This is a genomic window from Paraliobacillus sp. X-1268 (assembly GCF_003426095.1).
GTDB classification, from domain to species: Bacteria; Bacillota; Bacilli; order Bacillales; family Amphibacillaceae; genus Paraliobacillus_A; species Paraliobacillus_A zengyii.
In genome coordinates, this window is record NZ_QJSK01000015.1 from 51,982 (window position 1) to 68,543 (window position 16,562).

Sequence of the window (16,562 nt, forward strand, 5' to 3'; positions counted from 1 at the left end):
TACCATAATATTAACTATTTTATCATTTTTCAGCATTTTTTGCGTCTATTCCATTTTCCTTTTCGTTTCTATTAATAAAATAACTGCTTGAGCTGCTGAACAAAACCTAACTTTTCCGTTGCAGTTGCTTTTACATTAATTTGGCCTAAATCAGTCCCAAATATACAAGTGATATTCACTCTAATTCTCACAATATGAGATGCTAGTTATTTAGAAAAGCCTCTGCTCTTTTTATATCTTCGGGTGTAGTTAATTTTATGTTCTTATAACTTCCTTCGACTATACATACAGAATAACCTAATCGCTCAACTAAAGATGTGTCATCTGTACCAACAAAACCTGTCTCTTTGGCTTTTTGATGCGCTTCCCAGATCAACTCAAATTGAAAAACCTGTGGCGTTTGTGCTGCCCAAAGTTTGGATCTGTCAAGCGTTGTTAACTGGTCTCCATTCTTTTCTTTAATCGTATCCGTTACTGGAACAGCCAATAATGCAGCACGATTTTCCTTTGCACGTTTTGCTAGCTCATGTAAATATTTCTGTGTCACAAAAGGCCTTGCACCATCATGGATAAAGACAAGAAAATCATTCGTTTCCTGAAACGGGCGAATAGCTAACAAACCATTATAAACACTGTCTTGTCGATGTCTTCCGCCAGTTACCAGCGTAATTGCTGTAGTAAAGGAATAATCCAGAAGGACAGACTGCATTCTTTCTTGCTCATTCTGTTGTGTTACTAATATAATAGCTTCACAGCATGGATCATTTTCAAATATGGTTAACGTATGTATAATTAAAGGCTTATCCATTAGATTTAAAAATTGTTTGTTTTCACCTATGTTCATTCGCTTCCCTATCCCAGCAGCAAGTACAATAGCTACATACTCCATGACTATGTCTCCGTTCTCTTATTACGTATCTTGAACTAACATATATTTTGTTGTTTGATACTATTAAATCGTTCCAAACAAATAAAAAGTGATACCAGATGGTTATCACTTTTTATCATCCCTTATATGTTATACCTTTTTTACTGCGCTTTTTCAAGTAATTTTAGTTTGGCAAAGCATTGGTTTACAGATTCTATCATACTCATATTATAAGAGATTGTTTATATTAAGAAGTAGATAGCAAGCCAGCAAACATTATAGGCAACTAAATTCTATTAACTAGAGCGATTGCTCAGATCTTTCTAACCTAGCGAGATAAGTAGTTAGGTGATTGGAAACAGGGGTATATATAAAAATAAACTATCTTTTTTTCAGAATTAAGTGAGCTTTTGCATATGCTATACTATTTACGATATCTGTTAAAAACGGAAAGGAAGTTACTACATGACTATATCTGACTCAACTATCTTACCTGCTATTCGTGACTTAAAAGATTTAGAAAAAGTGGCCAATTCAAATTACGAGTATGTTGTTTTACTAAATACACATATTGGACAACTGAAAAGTTTAGTTAAAATGCTTCATGATCATGATAAAAAAGTACTGCTTCATGCGGACTTGGTGAAAGGTTTAAAGAGTGATGAATTCGCAGCCCAATTTTTATGCAGGGACATTCGCCCCGAGGGATTAATTTCAACTAGAAAAAATGTTCTGTTAACCGCCAAAAAGGCGAAAATAATTACGATTCAGCGGTTATTTCTACTAGATTCAATTGCATTGGATTCTAGCTATAATATGCTAGATTCGATTCAACCAGATTTAATAGAAGTCCTTCCCGGGATTATTCCACATATTATTAAAGAAATTCATGATAAAACAAATGTGCCAATTATAGCCGGTGGATTGATACGTACAATTGATGAAGTAAATGCTGCATTAGAAGCCGGAGCAACAGCGGTAACGACGTCAAACAGGAACTTATGGGAATTTAATAATTAAACTTTTTAAACAATTAAGTTATTTAATTATCGAAAATCTATTGACACCGCTTTCAACATCTGTTTGAATGAACCTTAAGTTAATAAATTTTTCGTGGAGACTAAGGAGACCAACGGAAATGCACCTAAAGGCGATACGTCTAGGGTGGATTCTGTTGGTCTTATTTGGTCTCCTAAAATTTGTTTGGGAGGGAATTGACATGTCACCAGTTTTAGCTGAATTTTTAGGAACAATGATGTTAATCATTTTCGGGGGAGGTGTTGTTGCAGGTGTTGTTTTAAAAGGCACAAAGGCAGAAGGAAGCGGATGGATTGTTATAACATTTGCATGGGGCCTCGGTGTAGCAATGTCGGTCTATATGATAGGAGGAGTTAGTGGAGGTCACATTAATCCGGCAGTAACTATAGGTCTTGCCATGATTGGAGACTTTGCTTGGAGTAGTGTACCAGGTTATATCGCAGCCCAAATTAGTGGAGCATTTGTAGGCGCATCTCTTGTTTTCGCTATGTATTATCCGCATTTTAAAAACACGGAGGATAAGGGAGCAAAACTTGGTGTGTTCGCAACAGGCCCAGCAATTGACCATTCTCCTTCTAATTACTTCACTGAAGTTCTTGGAACATTTGTATTATTGTTTGGAATTCTAGCATTAGGTGCTAATGACGTAACGGCTGGACTAGATCCATTATTGACTGGTTTCTTGATCGTTGTTATCGGGATGTCGTTGGGTGGAACAACAGGTTATGCTATTAACCCAGCTCGTGACCTTGGACCTCGTATCGCTCACGCAATTCTCCCAATCCATAATAAAGGCGATAGTGGATGGGCATATTCTTGGGTTCCAATTGCAGGGCCAATCATCGGAGGATCTCTAGGAACATTAAGTTATGTAGCTTTGTTTAATGGTACGATAAATGCAGGTCTTTGGATTTTCATAGCATTATTCTTTATCGTTCTAGGTATTTCATTCAAAGCTAAAAAAGAAGAAGTTACGTCAACAAGTGTTGATGAGACAATTCATAATCCAAAACAAAAACAGGCATAGGGGGATTTATTATGGAAAAGAAATATGTACTTGCATTAGATCAAGGAACAACAAGCTCAAGGGCAATTTTATTTAACAAAGGTGGTAAAATTGTCGATAGTGCTCAAAAGGAATTCAGACAAATTTTTCCACATCCAGGTTGGGTAGAACATAATCCAAACGAAATTTGGTCATCGATCTTAGGGGTTATTGCTGAAGTTCTAAACAATCAAAATATTTCACCAAAAGAGATTGCTTCGATCGGAATTACGAATCAACGTGAAACGACGGTCGTTTGGGATAAAGAAACTGGAAGACCTATTTATAACGCACTTGTTTGGCAATCCCGTCAAACAGATCCAATTTGTGAAGAGTTACGAAGAAAAGGATACAGCGAGCTTTTCACAGATAAAACAGGACTCCTAATTGATGCATATTTTTCTGGAACTAAAGTTAAGTGGCTTTTAGATAACGTTGAAGGAGCAAGAGAAAAAGCCGAAGATGGAAAACTATTATTTGGAACAATTGATACGTGGTTAATCTGGAAGCTTTCGGGTGGGAAAGCCCACGTTACTGACTATACGAATGCTTCCAGGACGTTAATGTATAATATTTATGAATTAAAATGGGATGAAGAATTATTAGATATTTTAGGTGTACCAAAGTGCATGCTTCCAGAAGTTAGACCTTCATCAGAAGAATACGCTAAAACAATTGATTACCACTTCTTTGGTGAAGAAGTTCCAATTTCCGGCGCAGCAGGAGATCAGCACGCGGCATTGTTTGGTCAAGCATGTTTTGAAAAAGGAATGGCGAAGAACACATACGGTACTGGTTGTTTCATGTTAATGAACACAGGAACAGAAGCAGTTAAGTCGAAACATGGGTTATTAACAACAATCGCGTGGGGCATAGACGGAAAAGTAGAATATGCTCTTGAGGGAAGTATCTTCGTCGCTGGTTCAGCGGTTCAATGGCTAAGAGACGGTTTGAGAATGCTGAGGTCTGCATCTGAAACAGAAAACTATGCATCGAAAGTGGAATCAACAGATGGCGTTTATATGGTCCCTGCGTTTGTTGGTTTGGGGACACCTTATTGGGATAGTGAAGTTCGTGGCGCAATTTTCGGACTTACACGTGGCACTGAAAAAGAACACTTTATTAGAGCAACTCTGGAATCATTAGCATATCAAACAAGAGATGTTCTTGAAGCAATGGTGGCTGACTCAGAAATTGATGTTAAAGCGCTTCGTGTAGATGGTGGAGCTGTAGCAAATAATTTCTTAATGCAATTCCAAAGCGACATTATGAATGTACCAGTTGATCGTCCTGAAATTCAAGAAACGACAGCTTTAGGCGCTGCTTATCTTGCCGGTCTAGCAGTTGGATTCTGGGATAATAAAGAGGAGATTGCAGAACATTGGCACATTGACCGCACGTTCACACCTGATATGGAAGAATCCGTTAGAGAAGACTTATACGATGGCTGGAAAACAGCTGTTGAAGCAACAATGAAATTCAAGAAAAAGAAAAAGTGATATTAAGCTAATTTGTTATAAAAGTATGTAATCTATGATATAATTAGTTTAAATTAATAAAAAGGTCCGGAGATGGAGAGACCACATCACTTGAGCATAGAAGATACTCTTTTATGTAAGGGTTGTTGTGGTCTCTTTTTTTCGATACATGATAAATCTCCGAAAGACTGAGTTTCTTATTTATATAAGTTAACAAACTACTAGAAGGGATGTTTTTATATGGTTAAACCTTTTTCAACGATGCAACGTGAAACCTATTTGCAAAAAATGAAAGAAACAGAACTCGATATTCTTGTTATTGGCGGGGGAATAACTGGAGCTGGCATTGCTCTAGACGCAACAATAAGAGGCTTATCAACAGGATTAGTGGAAATGCAAGATTTTGCTGCCGGAACATCTAGTCGTTCAACTAAATTAGTTCATGGCGGGTTGCGTTATTTAAAGCAGTTTGAATTTAAAATTGTTGCTGAAGTAGGTAAAGAAAGAGCAATTGTTTACGAAAACGCTCCACATGTGACAAGTCCCGAATGGATGTTGCTGCCAATAATCCAAGGTGGAACATTTGGTAAGGCTTCCACTTCATTAGGCTTGAAAGTTTATGACTTTTTAGCAGGGGTAAAGCGCAGCGAACGGCGAAAAATGTTGAGTAAGAAAGAAACAATGAAGAGAGAGCCTTTGCTAGGAGAGAAGAAATTAAAAGGTGGCGGAGTTTACGTAGAGTATAAAACAGATGATGCTAGGCTAACGCTTGAAGTTTTAAAAGAAGCCGTATTTAGAGGAACGCAAGCAATCAATTATACAAAAGCCGAATCACTTATCTATGAAAATGGAAAAGTTGTAGGAGCAAAAGTGAAAGATCTTGTATCAGGAGACGTTTACGATATTCATGCTAAAAAGGTTATCAATGCAGCAGGGCCTTGGGTAGACGAACTAAGAGAGAAAGATCATTCTAAAAAAGGAAAATACCTTCACTTAACGAAGGGCGTTCATATTGTCATAGATCAAACTCGATTCCCCCTAAAACAAGCAGTTTATTTTGACACGGAAGATGATGGCCGGATGATGTTTGCTATTCCAAGAGCTGGCAAGACCTATGTTGGAACAACGGATACGCATTATTTAGAAGATGTTGCTTCTCCACACATGACAGAAAAAGACATGGATTATATCATTGATGCTACAAACTATATGTTTCCATCGGTTAAATTAAATCGTGAAGATGTAGAATCTAGTTGGAGCGGTCTTCGCCCACTAATTCACGAAGAAGGAAAAAGTGCTTCTGAGATTTCTAGAAAAGATGAGATTTTTGAATCTGACAGTGGATTGCTTTCTATTGCCGGAGGTAAATTAACTGGTTATCGAAAAATGGCAGAAAGAATTGTTGATATTGCAGGACGTGAATTAGGTAATAAAGTAAAATGCAAAACAGAAAAAGTCATCTTGTCAGGCGGAGATGTAGGTGGATCGTCTAATCTGGATACATTTATTAGAGAATGGACAGAGAAAGGAGAGAAGCTAGGTTTAACGGAAGTAGAAGCGAAAAGACTATCAAATCTTTATGGTTCGAACGTGAAGCGCGTTTATGAAATTATTGACACACAAGGAAATGAAAGTGTCCATTACGATTTACCTGTTCATGTCTTTGCCTCTCTCGTATATGGCATAGAAGAGGAAATGGTTGTATCACCAATTGACTTTTTCAATAGACGTACGAGTGCATTGTTCTTTGACATTGATTATGTTCGACAATGGAAAACAGGAGTCATTAAGTATATGAACGATCGTTTCCATTGGTCAGAAGATCAATTGAATCAACATATTGAGTTATTGGAAGAAGAAATTCATTATGCAACAAAACCTGTTGAAACACGTGAAAAAAATTAATGTAAGACTCTTTAAACTTGGCACATAATAAGAATAACTAATGATTTAACATATATAAAAAAACAGAAGTCTTTCAAAGACTTCTGTTTTTTATGTCAGGCGATTAAATTATTTAAACAGATAAAAAGTGATAACGGGTAGTTATCACTTTTTATCACCTTTATATTTTTTACTGCGCTTTTTCAAGTAATTTTGGTTTAGCAAATATCATTCGTCCAGCGGAGGTCTGCAGAACACTTGTAATTAAAACTTCAATTGTTCTACCGATATAATCTCTGCCTTCTTCAACAACAATCATTGTACCATCATCTAAATAAGCTACACCTTGATTTTGTTCCTTACCATCTTTAATTACTTGAACCGTTAATTCTTCACCCGGTAAAACAACTGGTTTTACCGCATTTGCAAGATCATTAATATTCAATACTTGCACATTTTGAAACTCACAAACTTTATTGAGATTAAAGTCATTTGTAACGACAATACCATTAATCACTTTTGCTAACTTAACTAATTTACTGTCTACCTCTTGAATTTCTTCAAAATCACCATCATACATTTCCACATTAACCGGTAAGTCTTTTTGCATTCGATTCAATACATCTAAGCCTCTGCGACCACGATTACGTTTTAATGCATCAGAAGAATCAGCAATATGTTGTAATTCTTCCAAGACAAAGTGGGGAATAATAACTGTCCCTTCTAAGAAACTAGTTTGACATATATCTGCGATTCTTCCATCAATAATTACACTCGTATCTAATATTTTTGATTTCGGCATAATAGAAGCTGGATCTTCTTCGACCTTTTCTAGCTTTTGATCCTTTTCTTTTCTAGCAATTGTTAAAATATTTACAAATTCATCTCTTCTTTTAAAACCAACTTGAAACCCTAAATAACCAAGTAAAACCATAACAAAGAGCGGGATCACCTGTGATACTACAAGTATATTTATATCTTGTATAGGTTGGTTTATAATATACGCTATTACGAGTCCAATAATTAAACCCAAACTACCAAAAAACAAATCCGCTACTGGTGCTTTTAATAAAGTCTCTTCTAAATACTGTACAAAATTAACAATATAATCGACAAACCAAAATGTTAATAAGTAGAGAATAATAGCTCCTAAAACTAAGCCAACATATGGCGCAATAAATTCAGAACCTATCCAACTATCATTCAAAAACTCAATAACTCTAACCAAATCTGGAATATATAAATATCCCGCGGTACCACCAGCAATAATTATAAATAATTGCACTATTCTTTTTAGCACCATGGTCACCTCCTATCACATAGTATTTCCTAATTTTTAAAATATATTCGTATATAAAGACAAAAGTTTATTTATTAAACTATCACAACTTACATATAAAGTCAAATGATAAACTTTAAATATTAACACAAGTGGAACATAAAGTCAATTCCTGTTATTACTTAGCTACCCATGTCGAAAGTTATTCATTTAAAGTGATTTTTAATGCCTCTTGAACTGAGTTTACGCCGATAACTTCTATCGATGTTGGAACTGTCCAACCTTCTAAATTCCTTGCAGGTATAATCGCTCGCTTAAAACCTAATTTCGCAGCTTCTTGAACACGCTGATCAATTCTTGAAACACGTCTAATCTCTCCTGTTAAACCTACCTCGCCAATTAAGACATCATCTGGCTTGGATGTCTTATCCTTAAAACTTGATGCAATACTAACAGCTATCGCTAAATCAATTGCTGGTTCATCCAACTTAACACCACCAGCTACCTTGACATATGCATCTTGATTTTGCATTAATAAGCCTACTCTTTTTTCTAATACCGCCATTAGCAGTGGGACCCGATTATGATCAATACCCGTCGCCATTCTCCTCGCTTGCCCAAAACTTGTTGGTGATATTAATGATTGGATTTCTACTAATATAGGTCTTGTTCCTTCCATTGATGCTACAACAGTAGAACCTGCAACACCTTGTGAACGTTCTTCTAAAAATATTTCAGATGGGTTTAATACTTCTCGCAAACCCTCTTCCTTCATTTCAAAAATACCAATTTCATTTGTACTACCAAATCGATTCTTTACACCACGCAGAATCCGAAACGTATGATGTCTTTCACCTTCAAAGTATAAAACCGCATCAACCATATGTTCTAACATTCTTGGTCCCGCTATTGCTCCCTCTTTTGTTACATGACCAACTATAAATATAGGTATATGTTTCGTCTTGGCAATGCGCATTAATTCACTTGTGCATTCTCTTACCTGCGTAACACTTCCTGGTGCACTAGTTACTTCTTCTTTAAAAATTGTTTGAATAGAATCAATAACAATAAAAGCAGGGTCTAATTGTTCAATCTGATTATTAATAAGTTGTAAGTTTGTTTCAGCTAAAACGAATAACTGTTCCGATTTAACATTTAATCGATCTGCACGTAATTTTGTTTGCCTTGTTGATTCTTCTCCAGAAATATACAAAACGCGTAATTGTTTTCTTGCTAATTGCTCTGATACTTGTAATAGTAATGTAGATTTACCAATTCCCGGATCTCCACCAATTAAAACAAGTGAACCTGCCACAATACCGCCACCTAACACCCGATTTAATTCCGGCATATCCGTGGTTATTCTCGTTTCTTCATTTGATTGAATAGCCGTGATACTTTCTGGTTTGATATTAGATACTTGCCCAATCCCGGTATGTTTAGAAACTGCATTCGTCGTTACTTCTTCATTTAATGTGTTCCAGTTATTACAACTTGGGCACTTACCCATCCACTTTGGCGCTTCATATCCACACTCTTCACATACAAATTTAGTTTTAACTTTGGCCATTACCTAATCGCCCCTTACCTTATGTATATAGTATATACGAAATGAGTTACTTAAAAGTTACATGCATATTAATATTTTGTGTAAAAAAAAAGGAATCAACTTAAACAAGTAAAAATCGGAAGAGTAAACTCTTCCGATTTTTACAATTTATTTAGGATTGTCTTCTGCATTTTTAGCTTAAAACAGCAAAATCTCCCTTTTCATTTAAACCTATCTTTATCTTACGACCTTTTTGAATGGTATCTTTTAACAAGGCCTCTGACATTAGATCTTCTACATTTTTCTGTATAGCTCTACGCAATGGTCTCGCACCGTATTCCGGATCGAAACCTTCTTTAGCAATTTTCTCAATTGCTTCTTCTGATAGATCAAAATCTATTTCTTGGTCTAATAAACGTTTTTGAAGTTGTTTTACCATTAAGGTCACAATTTCCTTCATATGTTTCTTCTCTAATGAATGAAAGACAATAGTCTCATCAATTCTATTTAAAAACTCTGGACGGAATGCCTTTTTCAATTCCTCCATTACTTTTACTTTCATATCTTTATAGTCTGCTTCTTCATCACCAAAACTAAAGCCAACGTATTTGTTTTGTTTTAGTTCACTTGCACCAACATTGGAGGTCATAATTAGCACCGTGTTACGAAAGTCAATTAAACGTCCTTTTGAGTCAGTTAAACGTCCATCCTCTAGCACTTGTAATAATATATTAAAAACTTCGGGATGTGCCTTTTCGATCTCATCCAATAAGACAACAGAATATGGTTTTCTTCTTACCTTTTCTGTTAATTGGCCACCTTCTTCATAACCAACATATCCTGGAGGTGAACCAACTAAACGAGATGTTGTATGTTTTTCCATATACTCTGACATATCTATACGAATCATTGCATCTTCATCACCAAACATTGATTCTGCTAGTGCACGTGCTAATTCTGTTTTACCCACACCCGTTGGACCTAGGAATATAAATGACCCAATTGGACGTTTAGGATCCTTTAAACCTGCACGGGCACGACGAATCGCTTTAGAAACAGCATCTACTGCTTCCCCTTGGCCGATAATACGATCATGTAAAATATGTTCTAAGTTTAGTAACCGTTCACTCTCATCTTTTGTTAATGCAGCAACAGGAACACCAGTCCATGTAGATACAATACTAGCAATATCTTCTACAGTTACTTCAGAGCTTTCTTGTCCTTGCTTTTCTTTCCATTTTTCTTTCGTTGTTTCTACTTCTTCTCGCAATCTTTGCTCACTATCACGTAGAGAAGCTGCTTTCTCAAACTCTTGGCTCTGTACTGCAGCATCTTTTTCTTTTCTAACTTCTTCTAGGTCCTGCTCCAATTCCTTCAAGTTTGGTGGAGCTGTGTAGGAACGTAAACGCACTTTTGAACCTGCTTCATCAATTAAATCAATCGCTTTATCCGGTAGGAAACGGTCTGTTATATAACGATTTGAAAGGTTTGCTGCAGCTTCAATTGCTTCATCAGTTATCGTAACACGATGATGTGCCTCGTAACGATCTCGTAAGCCTTTTAAGATTAAAATAGATTCTTCTAGCGTCGGTTCTTCCACTCTGATTGGTTGGAATCTACGTTCTAACGCTGCATCTTTTTCAATGTATTTACGATATTCATCTATAGTTGTTGCGCCAATACATTGTAATTCACCTCTAGCAAGAGATGGTTTTAGTATATTTGATGCGTCAATTGCACCTTCAGCACCACCTGCACCAATTAACGTATGCAATTCATCAATAAACAGAATTACATTACCAGCTTGACGAATCTCTTCCATAACTTTTTTTAAACGGTCTTCAAATTCTCCACGATATTTTGTGCCAGCCACAACAGTACCCATATCCAACGTCATTACACGCTTATCACGTAACATTTCAGGTATTTCATTGTTGACAACTTGCTGTGCTAGACCTTCAGCTACAGCCGTCTTACCGACACCTGGTTCCCCAATCAATACGGGATTATTCTTTGTACGACGACTTAACACTTGAATCACACGTTCGATTTCTTTTTCACGACCGATAACTGGATCAATATTTCCCTCTTTTGCTATTGCAGTTAAATCACGTGCTAACGAATCTAGTGTTGGTGTGTTTGCAGCTGTTGCCTGTCCATTTCTTCCTTGGTTCTTTCTTGCTGTTTCATTACTTCCAAGCAATTGTAATACTTGCTGGCGAGCTTTATTTAGACTAACACCAATATTATTTAATACACGCGCTGCCACACCTTCACCTTCACGTATCAAACCTAAGAGTATATGCTCTGTACCTACATACGAATGACCAAGTTTACGTGCTTCATCCATTGAAAGTTCTATTACCTTTTTAGCCCTAGGTGTATAGTGAATTGTTTGAGATACTTTTTCACCTTTACCTATTAAATTCTCAACTTCTTGTTGGATTTTTTCAGTTTCTAAACCTAAGCTTGTTAGTGCTTTAGCAGCAATACCTTCACCTTCATTTATTAAACCTAGTAAAATATGTTCTGTTCCAATATTGTTATGCCCTAATCTTACTGCTTCCTCTTGTGAAAGTGCCAATACCTTTTGCGCTCTTTCTGTAAATCGTCCAAACATCATTTGGTATTCCTCCTACCAGATCAATTTTCTGAATTTAATCGTTCTCTAATAATTGAAGCTCGTCGTATATCTCTTTCACTAGCTGTTAATGTTTCTTTTGCATTTTGTTGTAAAAAACCTGGTTGAGTTAGAATCATTAATTCATTCAATATCGTTTTTGAAATATTATTTATATAACCTACATCAATTCCAAGCCTTAAATCTGATAAACAGGTAGCGGCTTCTTTTGATTCTAAAATCCTGCTATACTTTAATATTCCATAAGATCTAAAAACACGATCTTCTAATCGTAATTCAGATTGTTCAACTAACAACAGTCTTGCATGTCTTTCTTGTTCGATCAATTTCTCAACGACACTTTGCAAGTCTTCAATAATATCTAATTCTGATCTTCCCAATGTAACTTGGTTAGAAATCTGAACAATATTTCCTACAGCTTCACTACCCTCACCATATATACCCCTTACCACTAAACCTAGCTGGTTAATCGCAGGAATCATCTTACTCATTTTTTGAGTAAGGGTTAGAGCAGGTAGATGCATCATAACTGAAGCTCTCATGCCTGTTCCGACATTGGTAGGACAGCTTGTTAAATATCCTCTCGTTTCTTCAAAAGCATAATCAATTTTTTCTTCTAACCAATCATCAAAAAGAAAGGCTTGTGTTAAAGCATTTTCTAATTGCAGCCCTGGAAAGTATAGTTGCATTCTGATATGGTCTTCCTCATTTATCATTACGGAAACCTGTTCATTTTCTGATATCAACACACCACTATTTTTCGCTTTTTCAGCAAGTTGAGGACTAATTAAATGTTTTTCAACTAAGACTCGCTTCTCAACAGGCCTTAATTCTTCCATCCCAATAAATTGCAAGTCTTGATATTTATCAAATGACTGTTCGTGATAATTATTCTTCATTAAGGAAACAACAGGTGCCAACTCTTGTTCTTTAGCAATAATAGGAAATGGATATTGTTCAAAATTTCTCGCTAAACGAATACGAGTACTCATGACAATATCATTATCTGGTCCTTCTTCTTTCATCCACGGACTAATTGCTTCATTTATAAATGGTTGCAAAGACATTATTCATCACCGCCATCCTTATACTCCTCGGTATTCCACTGTTTCTTTTCTAAATCCTTTATCTTATCACGCATTTTCGCAGCTTCCTCAAAAGCTTCCGTTTGGATCAATTGTTGTAATTCTTCTTTATAACCCTGTATTAAGCGTTTTTGCTTTAGGTCAGTGCCTCTTCTTTTTGGTATCTTACCATCATGCGTAGTATTTCCACTATGTACACGACGGAAAATAGGATTTAAATTGTCTGCAAAAGTATAATAACAACTAGAACATCCGAACTTACCTAGTTGTGTAAACTGATGATATGTCATTCCACACTTTGGACATATTAAAGCACCATTTTCTTCTTGACTGTGTTTGTGTTCCTTAGAGAAAGAAGAGTCAAAATTGAATAAACCAGATAACAAATCATGAATAGAATAAGCATATTCATCATGAGAAATATATCCTTTTTCTTTTGCGCAACGTTCACATACATGTATTTCTGTTTTATTTTCATTTACTACCTTTGTTAAATGGAGTGTAGCCGGCCTTTCTTGACATTCTTCACATTTCATCCTCATGGTCCCTCCCTATCAGAGACAGAAGTTATTATTGTTCTTTTAATATACTATGTGACTCTTTTAAAATCTATTTCTCTAGAAGTTCTACATTTCATATTTTATAGAGGCTAACATAGCAGTCATAATTCTTGCCCTAATTTCATCCCGTATAGGTAATTGAAATGCAAGTGTATCACGAGTTAAGGCACTAATCATTATTTTTGCTTCTCTTTTAGTAATCAGTTTTTCTTCTAACATTCGTTCTAATATATCAATGGCAGCATGTTGCGTAACAGTAGGTTGAACCATATCAATGATTTCATCAAGTAGTTTTGTCTTATCATCAATTGTAAGACGTGTAATACGTATATAGCCGCCTCCACCACGTTTACTCTCAACTAAATACCCTCTTTCCACTGTGAAACGAGTATTGATTACATAGTTGATTTGAGAAGGCACACACTCGAATTGATCAGCCACTTCACTGCGTTTAATTTCAATAATGTTTTTATTATTGCCTAGAATAATTTGTTTTAAATACGCTTCAATCACATCTGAAATATTTCGCATTTGCCTCCTCCTCATAACTGACTTTGACTATCTTTGACTATACCTTCATTATACGCTACTTCGAAATTCTTGCAAACAAAATGACTAAACAAATTAATCAGCTAAAATCAGTCTAACTCATTCACTTGTTTCACTTGCTTTAAGTCCATTAATTGATGATATAATTCTGTTTTATCCAAGGTCTCATTACTCTCCATCTCTATTATAATCATTCGATCTGATTCATCATCTTTTTCCATTTCTAGTTTACGAATAATTACATCGAATTGTTCAACTTTAGCTAGTAATTCACGAATCTGCATATGTTGATTAACTAGAATTTGAAAAGAGATAAAGTTTCTTTTTTTCGAGATCTTCTTTTCAAAGTTATTTAAGAATATTAGACTTAATAAAATTATTATCGTCGTAAGTATAGCAACTTTATACATGCCAATCCCAATAACTAAACCCAATGCTGCAACGGCCCATATGGAAGCGGCGGTTGTTAATCCACGAATTGTTCTTCCACTTACAATAATTGTGCCTGCACCGAGAAAACCGATACCACTTATTACGTAAGAAGGGATTCTTGCTGGGTCAAACTGGACAACGTCTCCATACTTTTCAAAATATGTATCAAAACCATAGAGTGATAGTAGCATCATTAAACAGGAACTAATTCCAACAAGAATATGCGTTCTAAATCCCGCAGAATGATTGTTAATTTCTCTTTCCAGACCAATTAGTCCTGATAGTATTAGAGCTACAATAATTCTCGAACTCATCAACACAAACTCTTCATCAAATAAATTTTGTATAATTTCCATATCGCACCGTTATAACAACGGCTTGCCCCCTTTGTTTCTATCTTATTTATAGATATCTTTTTATTTAGTATAACTTATTTTCAAAATCCAAGCGCCCAACTATTCTATTCTTTTTTTACCCGTTTTATGATTTACTTAAAAAGTTATCTGAATTTTTACTTTTTTATAAAAGTAAAAATTAAAGTAGATACCAATTAGGTACCTACTCTTAACCATTAAAAATCACTTTTCCTTTAACCAAGAAATTGACATTGTACCATGACCTGCATGTACCCCTGCCACCGGCACTAATGTTTCAACTTGAATTTTAATTTCTTCATGTATATTTTCTAATTCTTCTTTCCATTTTAGCGCCTTTTCCTTCATACCTGCATGCATAATGCACATTTCTTTAAATTGATTTTCTTTAATTGCCTCATCAATAATTTGAAAGATTCGATTCTTAGACTTCTTCTTCGTTCTAATCTTTTCCTCCACCAATATTTTTCCATTATAAAATCTTAATAGTAAGTTAATATGCAGTAAATTAGCAAAAATTGTTTGTGTTGTGCTTACTCTTCCACTTCGTTTTAATTGTTCAAAACTTTCTGGAAGTAAGTACATTTCAGCCTTTTCAGGATATGTCTTTAATATCTTAACAATCTCTTGATGATCCTTACCTTCTGATTCAAATTGAATTCCATTTCTAATCATTTTCCCTAATGCATAGGAACCAATTTTTGAATCAATAACTTCAACCGGGAAGTCAAACATCTCTGATGCTGTGACAGAACTTTGATACGTTCCAGTTAACTCACTAGAAGCATGAATCGCAATACCTATCTCATATTCATCTTTTAACTTTTTATATAATTCAACAAATTCCCCATAAGGTGGCTGACTTGTTTTAGCACCTTCTCCGTGTTCTTGCAATATGTCATAGATTTCATCTTTACTAATATCTATATCTTCACGGTATGAGATGTTATTTATGTTTACAATCATCGGTAGTACATGGATGTTATGTTCATCAATGAATTCCTGTGATAAACCACACGTACTGTCAGTGATCCATGCAATTTTTTTCATTATAAATATCCCCTTTAAAATACAATTTGTCAAAAAATTAATATTTGATCTTAGTATCTACTAATAAGATACCATAAAACACACCTAAATGAAAAGTGAAAACCTACTTTTTTGGCAATTGACCTAAAATATCTGTCACATTTATTATCTAATTAAATTATACGATTAGCGTTAATAATTAGCGTGATTTTATTCAATATTTTATTATAAAAAAAGTGAAAATAAAATTAATGTATATTTAATTAAATATTAGCTAATTACGTTTACTTATTTATTATTAAAAAGAAAAACTTGAAGTGGAACGTTGCTACAACTAAATAATTTTACGCTCATCTGCGATATTAACCTTTTATGTAAAGCATAGATTGAATAGAATCAAAACAAAAAAACATCTATTACAATGAAGTAATAGATGTTTTATAGTTGCTTAGCGACGTCCTACTCTCGCAGGGGCAAAGCCCCAACTACCATGAGCGCTGAAGAGCTTAACTGCTGTGTTCGGCATGGGAACAGGTGTGACCTCTTCGCTATTGTCACTAAACCATTTTGAAGATAGTGTACCTTCAAAACTAGATAAGAATTACAACAAGACACCATATAGTATTATAGTTAAGTCCTCGATCTATTAGTATTCGTCAGCTACACGTGTCACCACGCTTCCACCTCGAACCTATCAACCTCATCGTCTCTGAGGGATCTTACTCTAAAAAGATGAGAAGTCTCATCTTGA

The 16,562-nt window shown here is 35.3% G+C and carries 13 protein-coding genes and 2 rRNA genes; 4 read left to right on the plus strand and 11 right to left on the minus strand.

The genetic code is table 11. From position 1 onward, the window contains the following. Window positions 1-202: 202 nt before the first annotated feature. Window positions 203-889 (minus strand): 2-C-methyl-D-erythritol 4-phosphate cytidylyltransferase, encoded by a 687-nt coding sequence (gene ispD, locus D2K62_RS14285; RefSeq protein WP_112179231.1) that lies wholly within the window; start codon window positions 887-889, stop codon window positions 203-205. Window positions 890-1,333: 444 nt separating this feature from the next. Between ispD and D2K62_RS14290 the strand changes: the two genes are divergently transcribed. The 4 genes from D2K62_RS14290 (at window position 1,334) to D2K62_RS14305 (ending at window position 6,334) form a co-directional block, all read left to right on the plus strand. After that, window positions 1,334-1,888, plus strand: coding sequence for a glycerol-3-phosphate responsive antiterminator (locus tag D2K62_RS14290; protein ID WP_112179229.1), 555 nt, complete (start codon window positions 1,334-1,336; stop codon window positions 1,886-1,888). A gap of 199 nt (window positions 1,889-2,087) precedes the next feature. Continuing rightward, window positions 2,088-2,933 (plus strand): MIP/aquaporin family protein, encoded by an 846-nt coding sequence (locus D2K62_RS14295; RefSeq protein ID WP_112179227.1) that lies wholly within the window; start codon window positions 2,088-2,090, stop codon window positions 2,931-2,933. Window positions 2,934-2,944: 11 nt separating this feature from the next. Further along, a complete protein-coding gene (gene glpK / locus D2K62_RS14300; protein ID WP_117161629.1) occupies window positions 2,945-4,450 on the plus strand; it encodes a glycerol kinase GlpK in 1,506 nt (501 codons plus the stop codon). A 219-nt stretch (window positions 4,451-4,669) separates the two neighbouring features. Beyond that, the gene (locus D2K62_RS14305) at window positions 4,670-6,334 is read left to right on the plus strand and encodes a glycerol-3-phosphate dehydrogenase/oxidase (RefSeq protein WP_117161630.1); all 1,665 of its coding nucleotides are present in this window, start codon (window positions 4,670-4,672) and stop codon (window positions 6,332-6,334) included. Window positions 6,335-6,503: 169 nt separating this feature from the next. Here D2K62_RS14305 and D2K62_RS14310 read toward each other — a convergent pair whose 3' ends face one another. The 10 genes from D2K62_RS14310 to D2K62_RS14355 form a co-directional block, all read right to left on the minus strand. Beyond that, window positions 6,504-7,613 carry a PIN/TRAM domain-containing protein gene (locus tag D2K62_RS14310; protein WP_112182607.1) on the minus strand — a complete coding sequence of 370 codons (1,110 nt, stop codon included), beginning with the start codon at window positions 7,611-7,613 and terminating at the stop codon, window positions 6,504-6,506. A 181-nt stretch (window positions 7,614-7,794) separates the two neighbouring features. Then, window positions 7,795-9,162: a DNA repair protein RadA gene (radA, locus tag D2K62_RS14315; RefSeq protein ID WP_112179222.1), complete on the minus strand. Its 1,368-nt coding sequence runs from the start codon at window positions 9,160-9,162 to the stop codon at window positions 7,795-7,797. 172 nt (window positions 9,163-9,334) lie between these two features. Further along, on the minus strand, window positions 9,335-11,764 hold the full coding sequence (gene clpC, locus D2K62_RS14320; protein ID WP_112179220.1) for an ATP-dependent protease ATP-binding subunit ClpC: 2,430 nt from the start codon (window positions 11,762-11,764) through the stop codon (window positions 9,335-9,337). A gap of 20 nt (window positions 11,765-11,784) precedes the next feature. Beyond that, on the minus strand, window positions 11,785-12,849 hold the full coding sequence (mcsB, locus tag D2K62_RS14325; protein ID WP_112179219.1) for a protein-arginine kinase McsB: 1,065 nt from the start codon (window positions 12,847-12,849) through the stop codon (window positions 11,785-11,787). Then, entirely contained in the window at window positions 12,849-13,403 is a 555-nt protein-coding gene (gene mcsA / locus D2K62_RS14330; protein WP_117149447.1) for a protein-arginine kinase activator protein McsA, read from the minus strand. Before mcsA ends, mcsB begins: the two co-directional genes overlap by 1 nt. A 90-nt stretch (window positions 13,404-13,493) precedes the next feature. Further along, window positions 13,494-13,958: a CtsR family transcriptional regulator gene (locus D2K62_RS14335; RefSeq protein ID WP_112179215.1), complete on the minus strand. Its 465-nt coding sequence runs from the start codon at window positions 13,956-13,958 to the stop codon at window positions 13,494-13,496. A gap of 107 nt (window positions 13,959-14,065) precedes the next feature. Next, window positions 14,066-14,722, minus strand: coding sequence for an MgtC/SapB family protein (locus D2K62_RS14340; protein ID WP_112182606.1), 657 nt, complete (start codon window positions 14,720-14,722; stop codon window positions 14,066-14,068). Window positions 14,723-14,986: 264 nt separating this feature from the next. Then, window positions 14,987-15,832, minus strand: a complete 846-nt coding sequence (locus tag D2K62_RS14345) for a DegV family protein (protein ID WP_117161631.1) — start codon at window positions 15,830-15,832, stop codon at window positions 14,987-14,989. Between the two features lie 425 nt (window positions 15,833-16,257). Next, a 5S ribosomal RNA gene (gene rrf / locus D2K62_RS14350) occupies window positions 16,258-16,373 on the minus strand. 64 nt (window positions 16,374-16,437) lie between these two features. Then, window positions 16,438-16,562, minus strand: a 23S ribosomal RNA gene (locus D2K62_RS14355); the annotation flags it as partial.

Excerpts from the sequence above, each read along its gene's own strand:
- ispD (WP_112179231.1), bottom strand. The coding sequence starts at position 889 with ATGGAGTATGTAGCTATTGTACTTGCTGCTGGGATAGGGAAGCGAATG.
- D2K62_RS14290 (WP_112179229.1), top strand. The coding sequence starts at position 1,334 with ATGACTATATCTGACTCAACTATCTTACCTGCTATTCGTGACTTAAAA.
- D2K62_RS14295 (WP_112179227.1), top strand. The coding sequence starts at position 2,088 with ATGTCACCAGTTTTAGCTGAATTTTTAGGAACAATGATGTTAATCATT.
- glpK (WP_117161629.1), top strand. The coding sequence starts at position 2,945 with ATGGAAAAGAAATATGTACTTGCATTAGATCAAGGAACAACAAGCTCA.
- D2K62_RS14305 (WP_117161630.1), top strand. The coding sequence starts at position 4,670 with ATGGTTAAACCTTTTTCAACGATGCAACGTGAAACCTATTTGCAAAAA.
- radA (WP_112179222.1), bottom strand. The coding sequence starts at position 9,162 with ATGGCCAAAGTTAAAACTAAATTTGTATGTGAAGAGTGTGGATATGAA.
- clpC (WP_112179220.1), bottom strand. The coding sequence starts at position 11,764 with ATGATGTTTGGACGATTTACAGAAAGAGCGCAAAAGGTATTGGCACTT.
- mcsB (WP_112179219.1), bottom strand. The coding sequence starts at position 12,849 with ATGTCTTTGCAACCATTTATAAATGAAGCAATTAGTCCGTGGATGAAA.
- mcsA (WP_117149447.1), bottom strand. The coding sequence starts at position 13,403 with ATGAAATGTGAAGAATGTCAAGAAAGGCCGGCTACACTCCATTTAACA.
- D2K62_RS14335 (WP_112179215.1), bottom strand. The coding sequence starts at position 13,958 with ATGCGAAATATTTCAGATGTGATTGAAGCGTATTTAAAACAAATTATT.
- D2K62_RS14340 (WP_112182606.1), bottom strand. The coding sequence starts at position 14,722 with ATGAGTTCGAGAATTATTGTAGCTCTAATACTATCAGGACTAATTGGT.
- D2K62_RS14345 (WP_117161631.1), bottom strand. The coding sequence starts at position 15,832 with ATGAAAAAAATTGCATGGATCACTGACAGTACGTGTGGTTTATCACAG.